The organism is Ignavibacteriales bacterium (assembly GCA_026390775.1).
Classification (GTDB): domain Bacteria; phylum Bacteroidota; class Ignavibacteria; order Ignavibacteriales; family Melioribacteraceae; genus Fen-1258.
Genome location: JAPLFF010000007.1, coordinates 561,050 through 576,324 on the forward strand (window position 1 = coordinate 561,050; position 15,275 = coordinate 576,324).

The window sequence follows — 15,275 nt, forward strand, 5'->3', positions numbered from 1 at the left end:
TTTAACTCTCTGATTTGTATTACCATTTAATAACCAGTTTAATAAAGAAATTTCTTCCCGGTTCAACTATTATGTATCCGCGGGTTGTAGATAAGTGGTTTCTATATTCCTTATTAAAAATATTTTCAACTCCGGCGGAAATTTTAAGGTTGATTGAGCTTAATTTGAAGAAACCAGCATTAAGATAAAAATTAAAATATTCATAGCCAGGCGTAGTTATCTCACCGGTGGCAACTTTGTTTTGTGGAGCAAAAATTGTTGATGAAATGTCTGCCTGCAATTTTTCATTCAAGCCGAATTTAATACCAACATTTCCGTTCAAAGGTGGAATTTCGGAAAGATTACCGGCCGTTGTTATGTCATCACCCTTAACATACGAAGCAGTTGCATAAAGAATATGGTTGTCATAAAAATTATAATCTGCATGGAGGTCAAATCCATACATCCGTGCTTCTCCGATATTTGTTTTTACAAAAGCGTTTCTTCCATCGAATGTGCCAGGTATTTCAGTAACAAGATCATTGAAGTAATTAAAGAAAATACTTAAAATGATTTTAAGTCCGGATGAATAATAACGGACTCCCAGATCAACGGATTTTCCTCTTTCCGGTTTTAAGTTAGGATTGCCGACGCGAACATAACTACCTTGATCTATATATTGGAATCTTTCTTCAAGAGATGGTGAGCGGAAAGACAAACCAAGCCCTAAAGTAAAATCGAAGTCTTGATTCACAGAATATTTTATACCAATATTCCCACTGTAAGAAGCATCGTTGACGTTTATCTTATTCCATATTATTTGCTGTCCTGGAGGTGAATAATTGATAACTCCGTTTACAATTTCATAAATTGGATTAAGAGTTGTTTCGCCGCTAACGTTAATTTTATCATAGCGCACACCAAGTGAGAGAGATAATTTGTCTTTGAATAATTCAACATCGTCTTGAGCAAATAGACCATAGCTTTTATACTTTGAATCGGGCAATGGTTTTTCATTGATAACTTTGTTTGTAGTGCTTACAACGTCTCCCACAGAATTAAGAACTTCGATCAATTGATATTTTTGTCTTTCCCCGTTGTAACTTCTATCCCAATAATCAATACCGAGGACGAGATTATTTTTCTCTGTCAACAAAAAATTTCCATGAATCTGTAAATTATTGTTTTTGTGATCTGCACCAGGAGTTATTTTTAATATACTAACTCTGCGTGCCGGGGTCGTTTCAGTTGCCTGAATGTTCTGAACAGTATAAGGAATATTCTCAAGATCACGTTTGATAAATTGATAAGAATATGCGGCAGAAAGTTTATAAAGAACTTTTGAAATATTTCGTATCTCATATCCGGCGGATATTAATTCTCTTTTCACATCGGGATAACTTACATCTGCATTGTTTGGAAAAACAGAAGCGCCGGGAATTCCTATATTATTTGCTTTTAGTAATTGATATTCAATTTTAAGCGTATGATTATCAAAGGGTAATAAATTTAAAGCTCCTGAAAAACTGTAATCTTCAAATTGGCTGTTTTTTAATTCACCTACAGGAGTTTGTATGTTTTGAGCTTTTCTGTATGAGCCGGAAAACTTTGATGACCAAAACGAATCGCCGATGTAAAGTATGCCCGACCAAGATGACATATTATTTACAGAGTTGTATCCGGTCGAGAAATTTCCATTCATCGAAAACTTATCATATAATTGCGGAGATTTTGTAATAATGTTTACAATTCCGCCGCTAGCCCCAGAACCGTAAATAGAAGAAGAAGCACCTTTAATTATTTCGATTCTTTCAACATCATTCAAATCAATCGTCGATAACCGCGCAGCGACTTCGGTTGAAGTAGCAATTCTATAGCCGTTAATTAGTGTAACAACATTTTCGCGATTGAGTCCGCGTATGCTAACCTCAGTTCCCCAAACACAATCGCGCAAAAGGGAAATGCCCGGTTCTTCTTTTAGCGCATCGGAAAGCGATTGAAACGGTTTGCTTTCGATTTGCTCTTTGCCAACTAACAATTCCGAATAAGGAGAGTTGCGAAGATATTTGTCAGTTCTGTCAGTGCTCACAATAACCTCGTCAAGTTCTATCGGTGAAGCTTCGAGAGTAAAATCTTTTTCCATAGAATTGGAATCGATAATGACTGTATCAGAAAGCGGTTTATATCCAAGCCGAGATACTTTAATGTAGTATTTTCCATGAGAAATTTTTTTTATTGAATAATCACCTTCATCATTTGAGTAAGCCATGTATTGGGAAGAAATAAAAACCACAGCTCCTTGAATGGGGTTACCATTTTTAAAATCAATTAATTTTCCTTTTAGTGATTCAGTTTGTGAATATAAAATGCTCGAAAGAAAAACGATGAGCAAAAATGATATTTTACTTTTCATAAGTGACAGTATTTTCCCATAAAGGAGCTACGACGAATTTTCCGAAATCTTTTTTGGCTTCGATTCATGAGTAAACATAAATAGTTTTTTTACATAAATTCAATATAGTCACAGCTTTTCTAAAAACTGTAGTTAGAAACTAACGTGCAACATTATTAATATTTAATCGAATCTCTATTTTTTCTCATGAAGCAAATGTCAATTTCATTTTAGAAGATATAAAAAGGGCACGAATAATGGAGCCCTTTCGATTTAACAAATTATTTCAAGAACATCATTGATATTGGAATTTAGAAGAAAATAGGTTCGAACTTCGTCTATCAAGTGGAGCTACTAAATCCCCGATGATGAGTCGGGGTTTTTTATTTTAAAAATTATTTAATCAGACGATCTATTTTGTTGTAACTTGAATTCACATAATAGTATTAAATGTTTACTGAAAGAAATTTTGATGATGCTGAACTGTTATAAAGAATCATAGCTCTTAAAAATTTATTGGTTGATAAAATAATAGACTAAAACAGAACAAATTTTTAAGACAAGGAGATTATATGAAAACGAATTTTTTAGCCGTGATATTGCTCATTATCTGTGCGGCATGTAGTTCAAATAAACAAGAACTAACACAACAAGATAAAGATCAGATTAAAAAGGAATTGTTACCAGTGGTGAGTAACCTGATAACAAGTTATGAGCTAGGAAATGTAGAATCAATTTTAAAATTTTACAGAAATTCAGCTGACTTTATTTCAGTCAATGCCGATGGGGCAGTGAACGATTTTCCTAAATTTAAAATAGATGTTGAAGAACAATTCAAAGCTATGAGTACAATGAAATTAACTGTCGAAAAAGAGGAATTTAGGATACTGAAGAAAGATCTAGTGCTGTATGTGTGGCTGGGCAAAATTGAAGGAAAGATGAGAGATGGCAGTTTATTAGTTATCAACAAAAATGTTGCATCATTTTTATTCCAAAAATTTAATGAGGAGTGGAAAGTAATTTATAAAGGTGCTTCTGCTCTTCCTGAAATAATTCAACAAAGTAACACTGCAAATAAAAAGAAATGAAAAATGTTATAGACTATCAATACAGATATCAGTCTCTGGAACAATATTTTCAAAAAAAATAAAGGAACAATCCAATATGCGAACCATGTTAAGCTACCATCTCCGATTACTTGTTTTCTTTTTCCTCTCACTTATTATAGTGAATAATGTTAAAAGTGAATCTATCCCTCAAACAACAAATAAAAAGCAACAAGCTGATACAAACTCTGAGATTCGTAGATGCCTCAACCGGATGAACGAAGTGCTGGCGACAAAAGATTTGCAGACAGTCATGACTGTATACGACAATTCGGATGACATAATGGTGGTGGGATCTGATTCGGGAGAAGTATTCATAGGCAGAGAAAGAGTTCAAGAGTTTATGAAAGTAATTGTTTCTATGCCTTTCGTGTTTTCGTTTGATATGGATCAGGTGATAATCAATCACAGTGAAAATATAGCATGGGTATTTGTGGAGAGTAAAATGGTACATACAGGAAGCAATGGCAAAGTTTCTAAAGTGCCATATCGCATCACGGCCGTTATGATCAAAAGGGGAAACGAATGGAAATGGAAAGTCTTTTCAGGATCAATTCCGAGAGGAGAGTAAAGTGAAAGAGCAACATCATTGTCAGCTCTTTTGTTCTGATCCGCAAATTGGATATAAAAAGGACTTGAAGTATCGAGCCCTTTCTATTCAGTAAATCATATCAAAATTCATTTATATGTGTTAGAAGAAAATAGGTTCGAACTTCGTCTATCAAATGGAGCCAAAAGACAAAGCCCTGAACTTGATTTAGGGCTTTCGTATTTATGAGCTACTTTGTTTACATACTTCAATCATGTTCGGGTTGACTATATTTTCTTAATTAATCTTATATTTTGATACGGAAAAGAAATTTTTAGAAGGCATATTTATGAATGAACCCGATGAATTAAGAAAGAAAATACAAACGGCTTTCAAGAATTGGGAAGAAACCATTTACAAAAAAACAATATCCCAAACACCAGAGCAACAGAAAGAATTTACAACACAATCATTCACACCTGTCAAGCCACTTTATGTTCCTAGTGAAAATGAATTAGAAAATTATAATGAGAAATTAGGATTTCCCGGGCAGTATCCTTTTACTCGAGGTGTACAACCATCAATGTACCGCGGAAGATTTTGGACGATGAGACAATATGCTGGATTCGGAACGGCAAAAGAATCTAACGAGAGATATCGTTATTTACTTTCTCAAGGACAGAGCGGTTTATCTGTAGCATTCGATCTTCCTACACAAATTGGTTATGATAGTGATGATCAGATGGCGCTTGGCGAAGTTGGAAAAGTCGGTGTTGCAATTGATACACTTGCCGATATGGAAATTTTATTCGATCAAATACCACTTGATAAAGTTTCTACATCAATGACAATTAATGCACCGGCTTCTGTTCTTCTTGCAATGTATATCGCCGTTGCAGAAAAACAAGGAGTGAAAAGAAATAAAATCAGCGGCACAATTCAGAATGATATCTTAAAAGAATATTTCGCTCGCGGTACTTATATTTATCCACCCAAACATTCGATGCGGCTTATTACAAACATTTTTGAATTCTGTTCAAAAGAAATTCCAAAGTGGAATACTATTTCAATTTCTGGTTACCACATTCGCGAAGCAGGTTCTACTGCCGCTCAAGAAGTTGGATTTACTCTCGCAGACGGAATCGCTTATGTTGAAGCTGCAATAAAAGCCGGATTAGATGTAGATGAATTTGCCGGACAACTTTCTTTCTTTTTTAATGCACACAATGATCTGTTCGAAGAAGTCGCAAAGTATCGTGCAGCGCGCCGTTTGTGGGCGAAGATTATGAAGAAAAGATTTGGAGCTAAAAAAATTAAATCACAAATGCTTCGCTTCCATACACAAACTGCAGGCTCAACTTTAACTGCACAACAAGTTGATAACAATATTGTTAGAGTAACTATTCAAACACTTGCTGCTGTTCTTGGCGGAACACAAAGCTTGCATACTAATTCACGGGATGAAGCTCTTGCACTGCCTAATCAAGAATCAGTTAAAATTGCATTGCGTACTCAGCAAATTGTCGCACATGAAAGCGGAGTAACAAACACTGTTGATCCGCTCGCTGGTTCGTTTTATGTTGAAGCTCTTACTGATCAAATTGAAAAAGAAGCGGAAGATTATATTAAAAAGATTGATTCCCTTGGCGGAATGATAGCGGCTATCGAAGAGGGTTATGTTCAGACAGAAATACAAAAATCAGCTTATCAATTCAATCAAGAACTTGAACGCAATGAACGAATTGTTGTTGGTGTTAATAAATATCAGGAGTCGGAAGAAAATCACCCTGAATTATTAAAAATAGACGAAAAAGTTCAGCGGAATCAAATTGAATCCTTAACTAAGATCCGTTCACAGAGGAACAATATTCATGTAAAAGAAAAACTCAATGCTTTGAAAACTGCCGCTCAAAGCGACTCTAACCTTATGCCATTTATTCTTGATGCAGTAAAAGTTTATGCAAGTATTGGAGAAATCTGCAACACGATGCGTGAAGTTTTTGGTGAGTATAAAGAACACGTGGTAATTTAACATAGAACGAAGAGTGCAGAACGTAGAATTTTTTAAAGGAGGTAAAAATGGAATTAACACATATAGAACATATTGGAATTGCAGTAAAGAATTTAGAAGAATCAATTAAATTTTATGAAAGTGTACTCAATTTGAAATGTTACTCGATTGAAGAAGTGAAAGATCAAAAAGTTAGGACAGCATTTTTCAAGATTGGAGAAACTAAAATAGAATTGCTCGCATCAACAGAACCGGACGGACAAATTGCAAAGTTTATTGAAAAAAAAGGTGAAGGCATTCACCATATAGCTTATACAGTAGATGATCTTAATGAAGCACTTAAAAAATTAGAGTCAAAAGGAATTCAATTGATTGATAAAAAACCGCGTAAAGGTGCGGAAGGTTTGAATATTGCTTTCTTACATCCGAAATTTACAAACGGAGTTTTAATTGAATTATGTGAAAAGAATGAGAAATAATTTAACTTTTAATTAACTAGCTGTTTCAATCTCTCCTGAATTTATATTTAACTCTCCTTCCCACCGTGCCATAACAGCCGAAGCAAGACAATTACCAACAAGATTAACTGTCGTGCGCGCCATATCCATTATCTCATCAACACCGAGCACTACAGCAACACCTTCCATTGGTAAACCAAATGACATTAGCGTTCCGGAAAGAATTACTATTGATGCCCTAGGTACAGCTGCAACTCCCTTGCTGGTTATCATCAAAGTTAACATCATCAACAATTGTTGCGAAATAGTTAAATGAATTCCCGCAGCTTGAGCTATAAAAATTGAGGCGACAGAAAGATACAATGTTGATCCATCCAGATTAAATGAATAGCCGGTTGGCAAAACAAACGACACAATTCTTTTAGGTACACCGAAGTTTATCATTCTTTTAAATGCGTCCGGAAGAGCTGCATCTGATGAGGTAGTGGTAAATGCAATTAAAGCAGGATTCTTTACCGCACTTAAAAATTTCCTTAGTGGAATTTTTGCAATCATAATAACAGGAACAAAAACAAGAAGGACAAAAACCGTCAACGCTCCGTAATAAGTTAGGATAAGTTTACCAAGATTAATTAATATTGATACACCGCTATGCCCAACAGTATACCACATCGCAGCACCAATGCCGAATGGTGCAAACTTCATAACTATATTTGTGAATTTAAACATCACTTCAGAAAGTCCTTCGCAGAAATTTAATATTGTTTCTTTTGGTCTTCCTTTTACTTGCGTTAATGCTACACCAAAAAGAATTGCAAAGAAAACGACTTGAAGAACTTCATTAGCCGCAGCAGATTCAAAAAAACTTCTCGGTACTATATGTTCAATCATTCCCTGAAACGTGATTTTATTCTGTGAGAGAGTCGGATCAACAGGAGCAGTTACATTTAGAGAAATACCGACTCCAGGTTGAAATATATTTACAGCTATTAATCCAATAAAAAGAGCAAGTGTTGTTACAACTTCAAAATAGAAAATTGTTTTTAGCGCAAGTCTGCCAATGGCTTTCAGATCGTCACTATGGCCGGCAATGCCGACTGTTAATGTTCCAAAAAGCAACGGGACAATAATAGTCCTGATCATTCTCAAAAAAACATTTGAAACAATTCTAATATCTTGCGAATGTTCAGGAAATAGCACGCCGCAGGTTGCACCAACAACCATGGAAATAATTATCCATTTAGTTAAGCTGATATTTTTAATCTTCTGCCACATAAATAATTTTTTAATTAATTGAAATTGTTGTTTCAATATAGCGAATACTATTTCAAAGATTCTATACTATGAATGTTAAATATGTAATCAAATTTTCCTTTCGATTAAAAATAATGTTAAATATCTTTACTTTGAAGAACGGAAAAATAATATGAAAAAAATAATTCAACTGCTGGCTATTTTTTTAAGCATATCAAATTTTTCATTCGGGCAGGATGCTGGAGAAATTTGCTCTCAATCAAAAATAAAAGCTTTTGCACAATTGAATAAAATTTCTCAAGTGCAATATCCAGGTGACAGCAGTATTGATGTAACATATTATAAACTAAATCTCTCTTTAACTTATGGTAATCCGGGAAACATTTCTGGAATAGTAACCATAGATGCAAAAGCAACACAAAATCAGCTCGCTACATTCTTTTTGGATATTGTTAATCAACTTACAGTAACATCTGTAAAGCTCAATGGAATTACAGATCTAACTTTTTCTCAACCGAGCGGTTCTGATCAGTTGAGAATTACACTCGATCGGACTTATGGAATTGGTGAAAAATTTTCAGTTGATATTTCTTATCAAGGAACACCTGGCTCAGGAGGATTTGGAAGTTTTATATTTTCAACTCATAGCGGTCAACCGATTATGTGGACATTAAGCGAACCGTATGGTGCAAAAGATTGGTGGCCATCAAAAGATACTCCCGGTGATAAAGCTGATTCATCCGATGTGTGGATTACAGCGGCGAGTAATTATGTCTCAGTATCAAATGGAAAATTGATTTCCGAAACTGATAATGGCAATGGAACAAAAACTTATAAATGGAAAAATAGTTACCCGATTGCAGGTTATTTGATTTCCCTTGCAATGACTAATTATTCACTATATCAAAATCAATTTAATTACGGTGGCAGCAGTCCTATGCCTGTTACTCATTATGTCTTTCCGGAAAACCTTCAACAAAATATATCAAACTTAGACAATACGGTTAACATGCTTCAAATATTCTCTCAGAAATTTGGGCCATATCCTTTCTTACGAGAAAAATATGGACATGCTCAGTTTGGTTGGGGCGGTGGGATGGAACATCAAACAATTACATCATTAGTTTCATTCAGTGAAATGCTCGTTGTACATGAACTAGCTCATCAGTGGTACGGAGATAAAGTTACTTGTAAAGATTGGCAGAACATTTGGCTCAACGAAGGATTTGCCTCTTACTGTGAATGCATTTATAGAGAAGCGAAGTACGGCACTGCAGATTTTAAATCTTACGTAGATAATTTTATGAGTCAAGCGAAAAGTGCTGCTGGAACTATTTATGTACAGAATATTAATAGTATAAACGAAATTTTTAATTCGGCACGTGAATACAAAAAAGGTGCAATAGTTTTGCACATGCTGCGTGGAATTGTTGGCGATGATAACTTTTTTAAGATAATGCAGCAATATGCTAATGAACCCGGACTTGCTTACAACGTTGCAACGACTGAAGATTTTCAACGTATAGCAGAACGAGTAAGTGGGATTGATCTAAATTATTTCTTTCAAGAATGGATTCATGGTGAGAACTTTCCTGTTTATTCCGTAGTCTGGAGTTACAAACAAGATGTGAATGAAAATTATAAAGTTTCTTTAAAGATTACTCAAAGTGTGAACAGCAATCCAAGTTTTTTTACAATGCCGATACAAATAGCTATAACAACTTCAAAGGGACTTGTTAACACGACGGTCATAAACAACGCTCAAGTGCAATCTATAGATCTAATTGTTGATGGAATACCATCTGCGATTCAGGTTGATCCGGGTAATTGGATTCTAAAGACAGTAATGAAAACTACATATCAAGAAAATATTGATCTTTACCCTACTAATTATACATTAGATCAAAACTATCCCAATCCTTTTAATTCTGGCACTTCCATACGATTCGAATTACCCATCGACAGTTACATAACATTAAATATATATGATGAGTTAGGTTCTTTTGTTACTAGTCTCATTAATGAAAAGAAAAGTAAAGGAATTTATGAAGTAAGATTTGATCCCAATAATTACAAACTAGCAAGCGGCATTTATTTTTATACGCTTAAAGCAGGAAACTATTCAGAGACCAAGAAGATGATCATTTTAAAATGATTTTCTTCTCCGCATTAATCTAAGGCATGTAACTCCGGTTTAAAAATGATTTGATTGCGTGTCCCTAAACAAATTTGTACTTTCAATTTGAACTTATCGTAATTCTAACTTAGGTATCTAACTAATTATTTAACCAACCGGAGGATCGTAGATGAAATTCGTAAAATTTACTTATGCAATTTTTTCAATTCTTTTTATCTTCACATCCGTACAGTACTCACAGCAAAATACATTACGAGGAACTGTTAAAGACAATGACGGTAGCCCTTTGATTGGAGTAAACATTTATCTGAAGGGGACCAAAATTGGAACTAACTCTGATAAATTTGGTAAATATGCCCTCAAGTATAACTCGCCGGAAGATGTTGTGGTATTCAGCATGGTTGGATATAAAAAACAGGAAACAAAAACTTCCGGCAAAACAGAATTAGATATCGTTTTGCAAGAAGGTGTTGAGCTTTCCGAAATATTTGTAGTAGGAACGCGCAGCTATAATAGATCGAGTACAGAATCACCAGTGGCAATTGACGTCCTCGATTTGAAGGATGCCGCTACACGTTTTGGTCAGTCCGATATGAATCAAATCCTTCAATATGTTGCACCATCATTTAATTCAAACCGTCAATCGGGTGCAGATGGCGCTGATCATATTGATCCGGCAACTTTGCGCGGATTAGGACCAGATCAAACATTAGTTCTTATTAACGGCAAACGCCGTCATCAATCATCGCTTGTAAATATGTTTGGCTCAAGAGGAAGAGGTAACACAGGAACTGACCTTAATGCTATTCCTCTTTCTGCAATTGACCGCGTGGAAATTTTGCGTGATGGTGCAAGTGCGCAATATGGCTCCGATGCAATTGCCGGTGTTATAAATATTGTTCTCAAGAAAAGTGTTAATGAATTTAGCGGAGGATTAAGTTCCGGCGCTCATTCTGCTTCTTTAAGAACCGACAGAAAATTCGACGGTGAAGAATTTAATCTTGGCGGCAATTATGGTGTTTCCGTTGGCGAGAATGGTTTCTTAAATGTTACGTTAGATTACTCGCGCAAAGGTTTTACTAACAGGCCTGCAGACCCCAATCAATATTCTATATACCGCAATCAGTTCGGCGATGCAAGTCTTGAAAACTTCGGAACATTTTTCAATTCTAGATTCAGCATAAACAATGATGCAACTTTTTATGCATTCGGCGGATTCAACAACAGAAACACAGATGCATTTGCATGGACACGCGAAGCCGGCAGCGATCGCAATATTCCTCAGATTTATCCGAACGGTTTTGATCCTCACATTTTATCTAACATTAAAGATCAGTCATTATCTGCAGGTATGCAGACGAAACTTGGTGAGTGGGATTTAGATTTCAACAACACAATAGGCGTTAACCGTTTTCATTACTTTGTTGATGGAACTTTGAATACTTCTCTTTTAGATAAATCACCAACACGATTTGATGCAGGCGGATTTCAACTTGCACAAAATACAACATCACTTAACTTCACAAGGTACTTCAAAGAATATTTGAAGGGATTGAATATTGCGTTCGGTATGGAATATAGAATTGAGAATTATGAAATCTTCGCTGGCGAAGAAGGATCATGGAAAAATTATGGCGTGATTGATTCTGTTATCAATAACAGAGTTCAAAAAATAGATATACTTGGTAAAGCAGGAGGCGCACAAGGTTTTCCTGGGTTCCGTCCGGAAAATGTATTGAACGAATCACGCACTAACCTTGGTGCTTACGTAGATGTAGAATTGGATGTTACTCCTCAGTGGATGATTGGCGCCGCTGCCCGCTGGGAAAATTACAGCGATTTCGGAAATACATTAAACGCCAAATTCGCAACTCGATTCAAGATAACAGATGATCTTGCTTTAAGAGCATCTGTAAGTACAGGTTTCCGGGCACCATCTCTTGCACAAATTTATTTTAACTCAACATACACAGATTTTGTTGCAGGAGTTGCAGTAGATAAAATTATAGCAAAGAACAACAGTACAATTACTCATGCACTTGGTATTCCTTCATTGAAACAAGAGACAGCAGTAAACGGAAGTCTCGGTTTAACCGCTACACCATTTGATGGTTTCGCTGCAACTATTGATGGTTATATTGTGAATATTAATGATAGAATTGTATTAACCGGCTCTTTCCAAAACGACGATCCGGATATCGGAGCGCAGCTTAAGGCATCAAATGTTGGCGCAGCCCAATTTTTTGCGAATGCACTCGACACTAAAACTACCGGTGTGGATGTGATTCTTGCTTACTCTAAAAATATTGATTCTCATATTTTCAAAATCTCTTATGCCGGTAATTTCAACAATATGGAATTAGGATCTGTTAAAACAAGTTCTAAACTCAAAGGTAAAGAAGATATTTATTTTGGAAGACGTGAAAAATATTTTCTGCTGGCATCTGCACCTAAATCAAAAATGTCTTTTGGTATAGAACACGGCTTTGAAAATATACACACCTCTCTTCGTCTTGTTTACTTTGGTAAAGTTACTTTGATTGACTGGAATGATGCAGAAAATGTTTACGATTCTAAGATTACAACTGATCTTAGCTTCGCATACGATTTCACCAAAAATCTTTCTTTGATTATCGGCGGCACAAATTTGTTTGATGTATATCCTAACAAGCAGGATCCGGGCGCAACAGAATCCGGTGGTTTGTGGGATGCTGTTCAGATGGGCTTTAGCGGAAGATTTCTTTACGGAAAATTGGTGTTCAAGTTATAATTAAATTCTATAATCAAGATTGGCTGTTTGCCAATCTTGATTACTATTTTTCCCCGAGCGCCTCTATTCAATGAAAATAAAACTGTTCGATAATAAATTTATTTCTCTGTAACAGATTAAATTTTGTATGAAGTTGATTTAAAAAATATCAGCGAAACATTAATTTTCCATTCAGCCGCACAATTCATATTTTTCATCCCACATATATCAACCTTAGGAACTAATATGAAAAGAGTGATCTTTACTTCATTAGTATTCTTCTTTTATATTTCTGTTGTTTATGCCGGATTTGATTTCGTCGGTGGAATAAATAATTTCAAATTAGGATCTAACCGTGTTGAGTTTACGCTTAGTAATGCAAAGCTAAACATCTATATAGTTGAACAAAACTTGATTCGTTTCCGGTATACGAATCAAAAAGATTTTTCTCAAGCGCCTTCTTACGCTGTAGTCTATCAACAGTCCGAGAAAACAAAATTCGAATTCAAAGAAGAAAAAGAAAAATTTGTTCTTACCACAAATGAGTTAACAGTTCATATTAAAAAAAATCCGTGCCGAATATCTATCTATGATAAACAAATGAATCTTCTTAACTCAGATGAAGAAAGTTTTGGCGTTTCTTTCGATAATAATGAAGTGCGGTGTTTCAAAAAATTATTTAATGATGAAAAATTTTATGGACTTGGAGAAAAATCGGATGATCTTTTAAAGAACCGTAATCAATATACAATGTGGAATTCGGATTACCCTACCTACACAAGCAGAAAAGATGAACTCTACGTTTCTATTCCCTTTTTCATTGGTACCCGCAACTATAAAGCCTACGGAATATTTTTCGACAACACTTACAAATCATATTTTAACATGGGTGCAAGCAACAACCGTTTTTATTGGTTCGGTGCTGATAAAGGTGAAATGGATTATTACTTCATCTACGGACCGGAAATTAAAAGAGTTATTTCTGATTACACAAAATTAACCGGCAGAATTGAATTACCCCCGATGTGGGCATTAGGTTATCAGCAAAGCAGATGGAGTTATTATCCGGAAGAAACGGTTAGAAGAATTGCTAAAACATTCCGCGATAAAAATATTCCTTGTGATGTAATCTATCTCGACATTCATTATATGGACGGATATAGAGTATTTACTTTTGATAAGAATCGTTTTCCCGATCCGGCAAAAATGATCTCTGATTTGAAGTCAGAAGGATTTAAGATCGTTCCTATAATTGATCCCGGAGTTAAAGCAGATCTGAAATATTTTGCCGCAAAAGAAGGATTAGAAAAAAATCTTTTTGCAAAATATCCGGATGGAATTCCTTATCAAGGAGAAGTTTGGCCAAGCTGGGCTTACTTTCCGGATTTCACAAAAAAAGAGACTAGAGATTGGTGGGGAAAAAATCTTTCTACATTTCTAAATCTCGGCATTGAAGGATTTTGGAATGACATGAATGAACCTTCAACTTGGGGACAAAGTTTTCCCGACATAGTACAATTTGATGATAACGGATTCAATACAGATCATAAAAAAATACATAATGTTTATGCACTCTCGATGGCCCGAGCAACAAGGGAAGGATTAAGACAATATTCCAGCAAGAGACATTTTATTTTAACTCGAGCTGGATTTGCCGGAGTACAGCGTTATTCTGCGGTCTGGACAGGTGATAATGAATCAACAGAAGAACATTTAAAACTCGCATGCACAATGTCTCAAAACTTAGGATTAAGCGGAGTTTCTTTCGTCGGCTATGATGTCGGAGGATTTATGGGTGAACCGACCAATGATATGTATGTTAGATGGATGCAGCTTGGCGCGTTTACACCATTCTTCAGAGGTCATTCTGCCATTGATACAAAAGCACGCGAACCTTTTGCATTCAACGAAACTGTCGAAGAATATTCTCGTCAAGCAATTCAACTTCGCTATAAACTTCTGCCCTTTTGGTATAATGAGTTTTATGTTTCCTCACAATCCGGATTACCGATAATGCGTTCTATGTTTGTGAATTATCCGAAAGATGAAAATTGTTACAGCAATGAAGCCCAGTACCAATTTATGATCGGAGAAAATTTATTAGTCGCACCTGTATTGCTATCAACAGATCGTTTCAAAAAGTTTTATCTGCCCGAAGGTAAATGGTATGATTGGAATGGGAATAAAATAGTAGCCGGCGGACAGTGGTCTGTGATAGAAGTTCCGCTGAACAAAATTCCTCTCTACATTAAAGAAGGTGGTATAGTTCCCATGCAGGAAGTGCAGAATTATATCGGAGAGAAAAAGATAGAACAGCTTGAACTCGTTATCTTTCCTTCCGGGAGATCAGAGTATATTCTTTATGAAGATGACGGGCAAAGTTATCAATATGAAACCGGAAAATATTCATTAACTAAATTTTCTTTAGAGAGAGATTTTAAGATTACTAAATTACTTGTTACTAAATTAAAAGCGGATTTTAAGAGTGACCGGGAGAAATATCTTTTTACTTTACTTGATACAAAACAGCCTAAAAAAATATTTCTAAATGATAAAGAATTACAGAGTTCGGCAGTATCTTTTGATAAAGAAAAAAATATTTTACAGATAAATGCTGACGATGTCGGAAACCTAAATATTCAAATAAAATATTAGATAAT

Annotated in this window: 9 protein-coding genes; 7 read left to right on the forward strand and 2 right to left on the reverse strand. The window is 35.3% G+C overall.

Annotation, left to right across the window (positions count from 1 at the left end; all coding sequences use genetic code 11):
- Positions 1–19: 19 nt before the first annotated feature.
- A complete protein-coding gene (locus NTZ27_07720) occupies positions 20–2,392 on the reverse strand; it encodes a TonB-dependent receptor (protein MCX6174619.1) in 2,373 nt (790 codons plus the stop codon).
- Positions 2,393–2,943: 551 nt separating this feature from the next.
- Between NTZ27_07720 and NTZ27_07725 the strand changes: the two genes are divergently transcribed.
- The 4 genes from NTZ27_07725 (at position 2,944) to mce (ending at position 6,496) form a co-directional block, all read left to right on the forward strand.
- Positions 2,944–3,459 carry a hypothetical protein gene (locus NTZ27_07725; protein ID MCX6174620.1) on the forward strand — a complete coding sequence of 172 codons (516 nt, stop codon included), beginning with the start codon at positions 2,944–2,946 and terminating at the stop codon, positions 3,457–3,459.
- Positions 3,460–3,535: 76 nt separating this feature from the next.
- On the forward strand, positions 3,536–4,048 hold the full coding sequence (locus tag NTZ27_07730; protein MCX6174621.1) for a nuclear transport factor 2 family protein: 513 nt from the start codon (positions 3,536–3,538) through the stop codon (positions 4,046–4,048).
- A 307-nt stretch (positions 4,049–4,355) separates the two neighbouring features.
- On the forward strand, positions 4,356–6,038 hold the full coding sequence (locus tag NTZ27_07735) for a methylmalonyl-CoA mutase family protein (GenBank protein ID MCX6174622.1): 1,683 nt from the start codon (positions 4,356–4,358) through the stop codon (positions 6,036–6,038).
- A 47-nt stretch (positions 6,039–6,085) separates the two neighbouring features.
- Positions 6,086–6,496 carry a methylmalonyl-CoA epimerase gene (gene mce / locus NTZ27_07740; GenBank protein ID MCX6174623.1) on the forward strand — a complete coding sequence of 137 codons (411 nt, stop codon included), beginning with the start codon at positions 6,086–6,088 and terminating at the stop codon, positions 6,494–6,496.
- A gap of 12 nt (positions 6,497–6,508) precedes the next feature.
- On the opposite strand, the gene NTZ27_07745 is transcribed toward mce, so the two are convergent.
- The gene (locus tag NTZ27_07745; protein MCX6174624.1) at positions 6,509–7,750 is read right to left on the reverse strand and encodes a dicarboxylate/amino acid:cation symporter; all 1,242 of its coding nucleotides are present in this window, start codon (positions 7,748–7,750) and stop codon (positions 6,509–6,511) included.
- A gap of 151 nt (positions 7,751–7,901) precedes the next feature.
- On the opposite strand from NTZ27_07745, the gene NTZ27_07750 reads away from it, so the two are divergent.
- From NTZ27_07750 to NTZ27_07760, 3 genes are all read left to right on the forward strand, one after another.
- Positions 7,902–9,884, forward strand: a complete 1,983-nt coding sequence (locus NTZ27_07750; GenBank protein MCX6174625.1) for a M1 family aminopeptidase — start codon at positions 7,902–7,904, stop codon at positions 9,882–9,884.
- Positions 9,885–10,035: 151 nt separating this feature from the next.
- Entirely contained in the window at positions 10,036–12,636 is a 2,601-nt protein-coding gene (locus tag NTZ27_07755; protein MCX6174626.1) for a TonB-dependent receptor, read from the forward strand.
- A 225-nt stretch (positions 12,637–12,861) separates the two neighbouring features.
- Positions 12,862–15,270, forward strand: coding sequence for a glycoside hydrolase family 31 protein (locus NTZ27_07760; protein ID MCX6174627.1), 2,409 nt, complete (start codon positions 12,862–12,864; stop codon positions 15,268–15,270).
- Positions 15,271–15,275: the final 5 nt, after the last annotated feature.

Coding starts and splice junctions, on each gene's coding strand:
- NTZ27_07750 (MCX6174625.1), top strand. CDS start 7,902: ATGAAAAAAATAATTCAACTGCTGGCTATTTTTTTAAGCATATCAAAT.
- NTZ27_07745 (MCX6174624.1), bottom strand. CDS start 7,750: ATGTGGCAGAAGATTAAAAATATCAGCTTAACTAAATGGATAATTATT.
- NTZ27_07720 (MCX6174619.1), bottom strand. CDS start 2,392: ATGAAAAGTAAAATATCATTTTTGCTCATCGTTTTTCTTTCGAGCATT.
- NTZ27_07755 (MCX6174626.1), top strand. CDS start 10,036: ATGAAATTCGTAAAATTTACTTATGCAATTTTTTCAATTCTTTTTATC.
- NTZ27_07725 (MCX6174620.1), top strand. CDS start 2,944: ATGAAAACGAATTTTTTAGCCGTGATATTGCTCATTATCTGTGCGGCA.
- NTZ27_07730 (MCX6174621.1), top strand. CDS start 3,536: ATGCGAACCATGTTAAGCTACCATCTCCGATTACTTGTTTTCTTTTTC.
- NTZ27_07735 (MCX6174622.1), top strand. CDS start 4,356: ATGAATGAACCCGATGAATTAAGAAAGAAAATACAAACGGCTTTCAAG.
- NTZ27_07760 (MCX6174627.1), top strand. CDS start 12,862: ATGAAAAGAGTGATCTTTACTTCATTAGTATTCTTCTTTTATATTTCT.
- mce (MCX6174623.1), top strand. CDS start 6,086: ATGGAATTAACACATATAGAACATATTGGAATTGCAGTAAAGAATTTA.